The organism is Chitinophaga sp. SVR4-12A (genome assembly GCF_056754765.1).
The window spans coordinates 407,445-420,422 of the sequence record NZ_JBPGWP010000001.1; the positions used below are offsets into that span (position 1 = coordinate 407,445).

The 12,978-nt window shown below is 51.8% G+C and carries 1 protein-coding gene; it reads left to right on the forward strand.

What is annotated here, in order from left to right; all coding sequences use genetic code 11:
- Positions 1-425: 425 nt before the first annotated feature.
- Positions 426-12,869, forward strand: a complete 12,444-nt coding sequence (locus ACR9Y8_RS01720; RefSeq protein ID WP_481211492.1) for a T9SS type B sorting domain-containing protein — start codon at positions 426-428, stop codon at positions 12,867-12,869.
- Positions 12,870-12,978 lie beyond the last annotated feature (109 nt).

Sequence of the window (12,978 nt, forward strand, 5' to 3'; positions counted from 1 at the left end):
ATTTCAATCCACCTACATTGAACCTAAATAATTTATTCACCATCTGGTTTCCACGTTGTCGTGTGGATAACTTTTTAACACGAATTTATACTTTTTTAGACTCCGGTAAATAATTGACAATCAAATCTGCCTTCTGCCTTTTTGCTTCCTGACATCTTCGCTGGATGCCTTTTTGGCATATACACATTTTTTATTTTGTATATTATTCATAATTTTAATTCCAAAATAGTATAATATTTTATCCATATCATATATTATTAAACCGTTGAACACCGAGCCTATGAAACTAGTTTACTTATCTCAAAATGCCAGCCCACGGAGGGTTGCAGCGCTTTTTCGAATTGCAGAAAACATTCAACCAAACCCGTTCCTCCGCGCCTGAAAAACGCCGGAATGATGTTTTTTTAATTAATTGACTCAGCAAGATGAAAAAGATACTAGCCCTCCTATATCTGTTTATTTTAAGTTGCTTTGCAGTACCGGCGTTCGCGCAGCGAATGAATGCACCTGCCAGTGTATGTACCTCCATGGGAGCAGCAAATACTCGTTTTGGTACATTCAGCATCGCCAGTTACAGCGGCACGAAGACCCAGTGGACTATATTTAAGGGCACAGCTTCCACCCCTGCGGTCCTCGGAGTAGATTACAAAGTTTTGTATGGCTATGTGGGTACCATTTCAAATGGCAACCCAGGCGGTTCAACTAATAACCGCTCCATTACAATCGAGTTCCTTACACCTGCCAGTTATATTGTAAGGGCACAGACATATAATAATAGTAATGTCCTTCAAAACACCCTTAACAAAACCGTAAGCGTTGTAGACTGTCCTATAACAGTATGTAAGGGAACCAACACCTCCGGTAAGGACTTCAAGGAAACATTTGGACAGGTGGCACCGGGCGCCCAGATACCACTGGACCCGGCAAGAGGTAGTATTCAATATATCTATCAAAGCACCTACGGTCTGAATGATAACTATTATGCCATTAGTAGCCAAATGCAACTTCGTACCGAATGGGACCAGTCGCTGGATCATACCCGTGATGGTACTGGCGGTCTGGAAGGTGCTATGCTGGTGGCCAACTCGGCAATAGAGAAGAAGGAATTCTACAGCCGAGAAGTAAGAGGCTTATGTCCCGGCGCCGTATATAACTTCAGTGCCTGGTTCCGGAATGCCAACGGTAAGGGCGTGTTGGAAAACAACTGTCAGAACGATTACATATATGCCGGGGTGACATTTGAAGTAAGGGATTTAACTACGAACGCCCTACTGGCGTCATTTAATACCAATGATGTATCCATGCCGCTGCATGACGTGAGTACAGATGCTAACAAGGGATGGCAGAAATACGGCGGTACCTTTAAAACCAATCCCAACGCTACCAGCCTCACCGATGTGAAGGTGATTATCAAGAATAACAACCCCGGTGGTTGTGGTAATGATATTGCCATTGATGATATTGAGTTTGCATATTGCTCGCCCAATATCTTCGCCTACTTTGATGGGCAAAAAGACCAGGAGGGCGGCCAATATACCATGTGTGCCGGCGCAGCTACCAACCTGACCGCAGAATTCCAGCCGAAAGACTACTTCACAAACCCGGTTTACAGATGGGAGTACAGTGATAACGGTACCAACTGGATCAAGATCAATGGTGAGGGTGACGGTCTGACCGGTTCTACTACCGATACCCTGCATTTTGCAGCGGATTCCAAATACCTTATCGGAGATCCTGTAGTAATTACGTATAAATGGTTCAGGTTAACGATCAATGAGGGCAGCGCAAGCCCAATGGGTTGTGAACAACCTTCAAAACCTGTAAGAATAGAGCTGCTGCCTAATCCAAAGATCTCCGTGGCAGGCGCCCAGATCTGTATCGGCGCCACCGCAACGCTGGAGGCGTGTTGCGGATACGATGAATATAAATGGCGATGGCCAACGCCGACGCCTACAGACAGTACTTTTGGCGACCAGATCGATGTCTCCCCTACTGTAACAACAGAATATGAAGTGATCGGCCGTAAGGACTACGGTTCCGGTCGTACCTGTTACCGTACGGCCACAGCCCCTGTGATTGTGGATACCATGCCCATCTTACAGCTGAACCTCACCGGTCCGAATCCTATTTGCTTTGGCCAGTCTGTAACGCTGCAAATAGATCCTTCCAACTTAGCATATGACATTCAATGGCGGCCAACCGGCGATATAGGCAACACTACCACACATACGCCAACAATTGTTGGTCCTAATAAATATAATGTAGATGTTACCAACGGCGCCTGTGTTGCGAAAGATAGTATCACTATTAATGTTATCGCAAAACCAAGCGTTACCGTTGGTACCATTCCGTCATCCTGCAGCAGCACCGGCAGGTTCACCATCCCTTACAGCAACCCGCTGAACAACCCGGCGCGGTATGATGTAGTGGCTGCCGGAGCCAACCCGATGCCAGGATTCACCAATGTGCTGAATCAGCCGCTGCCCGCTTCGCCGATTACAGTAGCTTATCCTACTACCACCGCTCCGGGCACTTACACTTTCAATCTGGTGCTGAGAAACCCAACACTGGGTTGTGACAGCATACGTCCGATTTCCGTAACGGTGGTTGCGCCATTACCAGTGCCTACGGGGATCATTGCATCCTCTACAGACCTCTGCGTAAACAGCTATGTTACGGTGACTGTACAAGGCCCCGCCTTGCCCGCTGGCGCCCGTTGGGCCTGGTATTCCGGCTCCTGCGGTGGCACCTTCCTCGGTTCGGGTCCCAGTATTTCCGTTGGTCCGCTGAGTCTGACCACTACTATATTTGTAAGAGCTGAAAATGCTGCCAGCCCTTGTCCGTCATCTACCTGCGTATCCAAGACCATCAACGTATACCCGATGCCTGGTAACGTAGACGCAGGTCCGGATATCAATCAATGTGATGACTCTACCTTCGTAATGGTTGCCAACCAGCCCAGCACAGCTACCGCCAAGGCGGAATGGACCGTGATGAGCGCTACCGGAGTTCCCATTTCCCGTATCATAGTTGCCGACAAATTCAACGAAAGCACTCAGGTAATAGTGCCATTAGGCGCCAGCGCAGTTCTGAACTGGGGTACGCCTAACGGTGTCTGCCCGGGTAAGGACGACCAGATAACACTTACCAACTATATTAATCCTTCCAACCTGGCTGTTGCGGGGCCTGACCAGAAACTGTGTAATGTAACCAGCTTTACGCTGAATGCAAATGCACTGACCAACGCTCCTACCGCCACCGGCACCTGGACCAGGATAGCAGGTAACGCAGCTATCGTGATCAGTAATATAAATGATCCCAAAGCGACCGTTACCAATGTAACCGTTGGTGATTCTATCGTATTACGCTGGACCGTTACTAATGGCCCCGTGTGTCCTACGGCATATGACGACGTTACCCTGGTGAGCTACAGGCTGCCTTCAGCTGCTGTAGCAGGCCCGGATCAGAAATTGTGTAATGTTACATCTTTCACACTGGCCGCTACCGCTCCTGCAGTAGGCACCGGCAGGTGGACAACCGTTTATGGCGGTAAGACAGTAACTAACGCAACCAGCCCAACCTCTACTATCACAGTAGCACCTGGCGACTCCATCATACTGCGTTGGACCGTTAGTAATGGTACATGTACAGCCAACACAGATCTGGTGACACTGGTGAGCTATGCACAGCCTACAATCGCTAATGCAGGCCCTGACCAGAAACTGTGTAATGTAACATCCTTTACACTGGCGGCTAACACGCCAACTGTAGGCACCGGCAGGTGGACCACCATCTACGGCGGTAAAACAGTGGCCAACGCTACTAGCCCTACCACTACTATAGCAGTAGTTCCCGGTGACTCTATCATCCTGCGCTGGACGGTTACCAACGGTAATTGTGCACCTAGCGCTAATGATGTAACGCTGGTAAGCTATCAGCAACCAACTATCGCTAATGCTGGTCCTGACCAGAAACTGTGTAATGTAACTTCCTTCACACTGGCGGCTAATACGCCGACTGTAGGCACCGGCAGATGGACAACCATCTACGGCGGTAAAACAGTGGCTAACCCGACCAGCCCGACTTCTACTATAGCAGTAGTTCCCGGCGACTCTATCATACTGCGCTGGACCGTTACCAACGGCACTTGTGCTGCCAGCACAAATGACGTAACCCTGGTGAGCTATGCACTGCCCACCACTGCTAATGCAGGCCCTGATCAGAAGCTGTGTAACGTAACATCCTTCACACTGGCTGCAAATGCGCCCACTGTAGGCACCGGCAGATGGACTACCATCTACGGAGGTAAAACAGTGGCTAACCCGGCCAGCCCAACTTCTACTATAGCAGTAGTTCCTGGTGACTCTATCATCCTGCGCTGGACCGTTACCAATGGAAACTGTGCTGCCAGCACCAACGATGTAACGCTGGTGAGCTATCAGCAACCGACTATTGCTAATGCCGGTCCTGACCAGAAATTGTGTAATGTAACTTCCTTCACACTGGCGGCTAATACGCCGACTGTAGGCACCGGCAGATGGACCACCATCTACGGTGGCAAAACAGTGGCTAACCCGGCCAGCCCCACTTCTACTATAGCAGTAGTTCCGGGTGACTCTATCATCCTGCGCTGGACCGTTACCAACGGCACTTGTGCTGCCAGCACAAATGACGTAACCCTGGTGAGCTATGCATTGCCTACCACTGCTAATGCAGGCCCTGACCAGAAACTGTGTAACGTAACATCCTTCACACTGGCGGCAAATGTGCCGACTGTTGGCACCGGCAGATGGACCACCATCTACGGCGGTAAAACAGTGGCTAACCCGACCAGCCCAACCTCTACTATAGCAGTAGTTCCCGGTGACTCTATCATCCTGCGCTGGACCGTTACCAACGGTAATTGTGCTGCCAGCACTAATGATGTGACACTGGTGAGCTATGCACAGCCTACCATTGCTAATGCAGGCCCTGACCAGAAACTGTGTAATGTAACATCCTTTACGCTGGCAGCTAACACGCCAACTGTAGGCACCGGCAGGTGGACCACCATCTACGGCGGTAAAACAGTGGCTAACCCGACCAGCCCGACTTCTACTATAGCAGTAGTTCCCGGTGACTCTATCATCCTGCGCTGGACCGTTACCAACGGTAACTGTGCGCCTAGCGCCAATGATGTAACACTGGTAAGCTATCAGCAACCAACTATCGCTAATGCTGGTCCTGATCAGAAACTGTGTAATGTCACATCCTTCACATTGGCGGCTAATACGCCGACTGTAGGCACCGGCAGGTGGACCACCATCTACGGTGGCAAAACAGTGGCTAACCCGACCAGCCCGACTTCTACTATAGCGATAGTTCCCGGCGACTCTATCATCCTGCGCTGGACCGTTACCAACGGCAACTGTGCTGCCAGCACAAATGACGTAACCCTGGTGAGCTATGCACTGCCTACCACTGCTAATGCAGGCCCTGACCAGAAATTGTGTAACGTAACATCTTTCACACTGGCGGCTAACACACCAACTGTAGGTACCGGCAGATGGACTACCATCTACGGTGGCAAAACAGTGGCTAACGCTACTAGTCCTACCACTACTATTGCAGTAGTTCCTGGTGATTCCATCATTCTGCGCTGGACCATTACCAATGGTAATTGTGCTGCCAGCACCAATGATGTAACGCTGGTGAGCTATCAGCAACCAACTACAGCCGTTGCTGGTCCTGACCAGAAACTGTGTAACGTAACATCCTTCACACTGGCTGCCAATACACCCACTGTAGGCACCGGCGTATGGACAACTGTGTACGGCGGTAAAACAGTGGCTAATCCAACCAGCCCAACTTCTACTATAGCGGTTGTACCTGGCGACTCCATCGTATTGCGCTGGACTGTTACCAACGGCAACTGTACACCAAGCACAGACTTAGTTACCCTGGTAAGCTATCAACAGCCTACCACTGCTAATGCAGGCGCTGACCAGAAACTGTGTAACGTAACATCCTTCACACTGGCGGCAAATGTGCCGACTGTTGGCACCGGCAGATGGACCACCATCTACGGTGGCAAAACAGTGGCTAACCCGACCAGCCCGACCTCTACTATAGCAGTAGTTCCCGGTGACTCTATCATCCTGCGCTGGACCGTTACCAACGGTACTTGTGCTGCCAGCACTAATGATGTGACACTGGTGAGCTATGCACAGCCAACTATTGCTAATGCAGGCCCTGACCAGAAACTGTGTAATGTAACATCCTTCACACTGGCTGCGAATACGCCGGCTGTAGGCACCGGCAGATGGACTACCATCTACGGTGGTAAAACAGTGGCTAACCCCGCCAGCCCGACTTCTACTATAGCAGTAGTTCCCGGAGACTCTATCATCCTGCGCTGGACCGTTACCAACGGTAACTGTGCGCCTAGCGCCAATGATGTAACGCTGGTGAGCTATGAACTGCCGACTACTGCGGCGGCTGGTCCTGACCAGAAAATGTGTAATGTAACATCCTTCACACTGGCGGCTAATACGCCAACTGTAGGCACCGGCAGATGGACCACCATCTACGGTGGCAAAACAGTGGCTAACCCTGCCAGCCCGACTTCTACTATAGCCGTAGTGCCCGGTGACTCCATCGTACTGCGTTGGACCGTTACCAACGGCACTTGTGCTGCCAGCACCGACGATGTAATCCTGGTGAGCTATGCACAGCCCACAACTGCTGCTGCTGGCCCTGACCAGAAGCTGTGTGGCATCACTTCTTTCACATTGGCGGCAAATGCGCCGACTGTAGGCACCGGCAGATGGACGACTATCTACGGTGGTAAAACAGTGGCCAACCCGACCAGCCCGACTTCTGCTATCACGCTTGCTGTAGGTGACTCCATTATATTGCGCTGGACTGTTACCAACGGTAACTGTACACCAAGCACAGATGACGTAACCCTGGTGAGCTACGAAACCGCATCTACAGCCGTTGCTGGCCCTGACCAGAAACTGTGTAACGTAACATCCTTCACACTGGCGGCTAATACGCCGGCAATCGGTACCGGTAGCTGGTCTACTGTTTACGGAACAGCTACAGTAGCTAATCCTGCCAGTCCGACCACGACGATCACTGTTGCTCCTGGCGATTCGGTTGTATTACGTTGGACCATTACCAACGGCATTACCTGTCCGCCAAGCACAGATCTTGTGACCCTGGTAAGCTACCAGCAACCAACAACTGCTGCAGCTGGCCCAGACCAGAAACTATGTAACGTAACATCCTTTACACTGGCGGCTAACGCGCCAACTGTAGGCACCGGCAGATGGACTACCATCTACGGCGGCAAAACAGTGGCCAACCCTGCCAGCCCGACTTCTACTATCACCGTTGCACCTGGCGATTCTATCGTACTGCGCTGGACCGTTACCAATGGCACCTGTCCGCCAAGCACCGATGATATCACCCTGGTAAGCTATCAGCAACCGACAACTGCTGCTGCAGGTCCTGACCAGAAACTGTGTAACATAACTTCCTTTACACTGGCGGCTAACGCGCCGACTGCAGGCACCGGCAGGTGGACTACCATCTTCGGTGGCAAAACAGTGGCTAACGCAACCAGCCCGACCTCTACTATCACCGTTGCTCCGGGCGACTCCATCGTATTGCGCTGGACCGTTACCAATGGTAACTGTACACCTAGCTTCGATGACGTAACCCTGGTAAGCTATCAGCAACCGACAACCGCCGCTGCTGGTCCTGACCAGAAACTGTGTAACGTAACTTCCTTTACACTGGCTGCAAATACGCCAACTGCAGGCACCGGCAGATGGACCACTATCTACGGCGGCAAGGCAGTAGCAAATGCAAGCAGCCCGACCACTACTATCGCTGTTGCGCCTGGCGACTCCATTATACTACGCTGGACTGTGTCCAACGGTACCTGTGCCGCCAGCACAGATGATATCACCCTGGTAAGCTACCGGCAGCCGACAACAGCCGCTGCTGGTCCTGACCAGAAAATGTGTAACGTAACATCCTTTACGCTGGCGGCTAATGCGCCCACTGCAGGCACCGGCAGATGGACCACCATCTACGGCGGCAAAACAGTGGCCAACCCAGCCAGCCCCACTTCTACTATCACAGTAGCTCCGGGTGATTCTATCGTACTGCGCTGGACGGTTACCAATGGTAATTGCGCACCCAGCACTGATGACGTAACCCTGGTAAGCTACAAACAGCCTACTACTGCAGCTGCTGGCCCTGACCAGAAACTGTGTAACGTAACGTCCTTCACGCTGGCCGCTAACGCGCCGACAGCCGGCACCGGCAGATGGACTACCATCTACGGCACCCGCACGGTAACCAACCCGGCCAGTCCGACTTCTACTATTACCGTAGCGCCTGGCGACTCCATCGTACTGCGCTGGACTGTTACCAATGGTAACTGTACCCCCAGCACCGATGATGTGACCCTGGTAAGCTATGCACAGCCTACCACTGCTAATGCTGGTCCTGACCAGAAGGCTTGTAACGTAACATCCTTCACATTGGCGGCTAACACACCAACAGTGGGTACGGGCAGATGGACCATAGCATATGGTACAGCTACCATTGCAGCGCCCACCAACCCAAGGTCTACTGTAACAGTGGCCGCCGGTGACTCTGTAATACTGCGCTGGACTATCACTAACGGTAACTGCGCTGCCAGCAGCGATCCGGTAACACTGGTAAGCTACCGCATGGCAGCAGCTGCTACCGCGGGACCTGACCAGAAACTGTGTAACGTAAATACATTCACACTGGCAGCGAACGCTCCGAGTGTTCCGACTGCTACCGGCAGATGGACAATTGTATATGGAACACCCACACTCAGCAGCATGACTGATCCGAGGGCTACCGTAACTGTTGCCATAGGCGACTCCGTAGTACTGCGCTGGACCATCACAAACGGTGCATGTCCGACTTCAACGGATGATGTTACACTGGTAAGCTACCAGCAGGCAGCGATTGCTACCGCCGGACCTGACCAGAAACTGTGTAACGTTTCTACCTTCACCATGAGCGCCAATGCACCAGGAGTAGCTACTGCTACCGGTACGTGGACCAGGGTATACGGTAACGCTACCATCAGCAACATACATGATCCGAGAGCGACTATTACCGTAGCTGCAGGCGATTCAGTTGTACTGCGCTGGACAATTGTGAACGGAACCTGTCCAATGACAAGTGACGATGTGGTACTGGTCAACCATATGCCTCCAACTGTTGCCGCTGCAGGCCCCGACCAGCAGCAGTGCGGTAACGGCAACTTCACGCTGGCTGCTAACGCACCAGCTGTAGGCACCGGCAGGTGGACCATTGTAAGCGGCACCGCCACCATCGCAAATGTGAACAGCCCGACCACTACTGTAACAGTACCGGCCGGTGGCACAGTAACACTGCGCTGGACCATTACCAACGGGGTGTGTCCTGCTACTACTGATAATGTAACTCTTTCTAATCTGAATGCTGTATTGGGCAACACCATCAGCGCAGACCAGACCATATGCTTGAATGAAGCAGCGGCTCCATTAGGCGGCGGCACGCTCACCGGCGGTAACGGTACCTATACCTACCAATGGCAAAGCAGCACCGTAAGCGCTACCACCGGGTTTGCCAATATCCCTGGCGCTACCAACGCTACCTATTCTCCGGGCACGCTGACACAAGACAGCATCTGGTTCAGAAGGATCGTTAACTCCGGTCCTTGTATGAACAACATCAGCAACGCCGTGAAGATCATGGTGATCACCAAACCGCCGGTAGTAGTATTTGTACCTGGCCCGCTCACTGTAAACTGTAAGCTGGGTATGGACTACACCACCCTGTTCGGTACACCGCAGTTCAGCCATACGCCTTACATAGGCCAGCAGCTCACCGTTACCTTCACGGATGCTTCTACCATCAACGGTTGTGTACGCACCTTTACACGTACGTGGACCGCTACCGACAGATGCGGCATGACCACTACCGCTTCACAGACCATTACCGTAGTGGATAACGACGCACCTGAGTTCAGATCTGCCGCACCGGCCAACATAACAGTAAACTGCGACGCCATCCCGGCTCCGGTGAACCTGACCGCTTATGACAGCTGCTTCGGTGTGATCACAGTAACACCAACAGAAACAAGACAGAATATTACAGGCGCCTGTGCGAACAATTATCGCCTGATCCGCACCTGGACTGCTACAGACGGCTGTAACAACAGCGTTTCGCTTACCCAGGTAATTACAGTACAGGATACTACCCGTCCGGTGTTCACCGTAGCGCCGCCCAGGGATACCACTGTTAACTGTAACTCGGTTCCGGCTGCGGCCACACTGACTGCTACCGATAACTGTACCCCTGGCGTGATCACTGTAACTGCAACGGATGTACGTCAGAATATACCTGGCGCACAATGCGCAGACTACTACCAGATCATCCGTACCTGGATAGCCCGTGACGAATGCGGCAATACCGCTACCGTGAAACAAACCATCACGGTACAGGACACTACCCGTCCGGTATTCTCTATACCACAGCCGGCTGATGTGACCGTGGATTGTGATAAAGTACCTGCATGGCCGGTGGTAACAGCTACCGATAACTGTAGCGCGAACGTACAGGTAGTGACCAGCGAGCAGCGGACTTCCCTCCTGCCAGCCTGCGCCAACAACTACCGCCTGATCCGTACATGGACTGCCAAGGATAATTGTGGTAACACAGCTACCATGCGCCAGATCATTACCGTACAGGATACTACGCGTCCGGTGTTCACCATTGCACCGCCCAGGGATACCACTGTAAGCTGCGACGCTGTTCCGCCTCCTGCAAACAACGTGGTTGCAACTGATAACTGCGCCGGCAATGTGAAACTGAGCCGCTCGCAGATACGCGAAACCATACCAGGCGCCTGCGCCAGCAACTATCGCCTGATCCGTACATGGACAGCTACAGATGAATGTGGTAACACCACAACTGTACGCCAGGTGGTAACCGTAACCGATACTACCCGTCCGGTGATTGCTCCGGCTCCTGTTGACCTGGTGGTGAATTGCGGTGATTCTATCCCGGTTGCACCTGTCTTAACGGCAACAGATAATTGCGATCCTGCCTTCCCGAAAACGGTGACTGTAGTGGAAGATCCTTATGTAAAAGATCTCTGCGCCGGTTATACCATCATCAGAAGGTGGCGTATAGCAGATGCCTGCGGCAACCAGGCAATAGAAAGGGTACAACGTATCACCGTGAATCCTTGTCCGAAACCGGCATTAGACCCGGCACTGCCGATGAACTGCTCTGACAATCCGAGCTTCACCCTGAAACTGAGCAACCAGGTTAACAATCCTACCTATATACTGGTAGGCGTAACACCTGCCAACGCAGTACAGGTGCCTTTAGCACAGAAGAACGCAACATTTAACCTGAATAACGCCACACAGGCAAGCTTTATAGTACAGGACGGCGTAACCGGCTGTATCTCTGATACGGTTGTTTACAACCTGCAGTACAGCAACAAGCCGATGGTGAACCTGGGCAACGATACCACTATATGCGGTGGCAACAGCCTGATACTGGATGCAGGTGCAGCTAACTTCGGTTACACCATCCGCTGGTCTACCGGCGAAACCACCCAGCGTATCCAGGTATCCACCGGAGGTACTTACTGGGTAAGTGTAACAAACGGTGTGTGCGTAACAACAGATACCATTCATGTAGAGCTGATACCGATGCCGCTGGTGAACCTGCCTGATGCATCTATATGCCGCGGCCAGAGCGTAAAACTGGATGCCTTTGTAGATGATGCTTCTTATCTCTGGAGCACAGGCGCTACCACTTCTTCCATCCTTGTAAGTACCCAGGAACAATTCTGGGTAAGGGTAACGAAACGCGGCTGTATCACCATCGATACCGTGAACGTAACAGTGAATCCGCCGCCGGATATCAGCCTGAACCGCGATACGACTATCTGTCCTGATCAGTCTATCATGCTGACCGTGAACGTAAGCAATGGCGGAAGCATCCGCTGGGCCACCGGAGCCACCACCTCTTCTATCGTGGTGAACCAGCCAGGCCTGTACTGGGTAACTGTAACGAGAGATAACTGTATGGTGAGAGATACTGTAAATGTACGCCTGCAACCAGGTATCAACGTAGAGCTGGGCCCGAACAGGGAGATTTGCCCTGGCAACAGCATCACGGTAGACGGTACCACCCAGGATGCGATGTCTTACCTGTGGGATGACGGGGATTCCAACCCTGTAAAAGCCTTCAACGCAAGCGGTAAGTACAGGCTCGCGGTAATGGACAGGTTCTGTCAGCGCGTGTACATGGACAGCCTGAATGTAAGGGTAATGGGCACACCGTTCATTAACCTGGGTAACGACACAATGATGTGTATCGGTGAAACACTGAGATTACGTGCAGATGGCGCCAATATCACCAGGGTACTCTGGTCTGACGGTTCTACCGGTCCGTTCCTGGATGTAACAAAAGCAGGCACCTACTCTGTGACCGTGTTCAACGATTGCGGAAGCTATACAGACCAGATCACTGTGGATTATACCCAGTGCGATCCGAAACCGACCTTCCCGAATGCGTTCTCGCCCAACAACGACGGCCGCAACGACTTCTTCAGACCGGTAGTGCGCGGACCGATGTACGAATACGAGCTGCGCATCTTCAACCGCTGGGGTGAGCTGATCTACCTGGGCCGCGATAGCAAGAAAGGATGGGACGGCAGATACCAGGGACAACTGGTGGGTGTAGGCACCTATGTATGGTGGCTCACTTACAAGAAAATGCCGAATGGTAACCCGAACATCATCAAGGGTGAAGTGACCGTGATCAGATAATGTAAACATATCTTCAGAAAGAGGGATTCCAACTCAGTGAATCCCTCTTTTTTGAACATACACATAGTTATTTTTAATTATTTAATATTATAGTAACATGATGCATTGC

What these genes read in the sequence shown, in the direction of transcription:
- ACR9Y8_RS01720 (WP_481211492.1), top strand. Translation starts at nt 426, where the DNA reads ATGAAAAAGATACTAGCCCTCCTATATCTGTTTATTTTAAGTTGCTTT.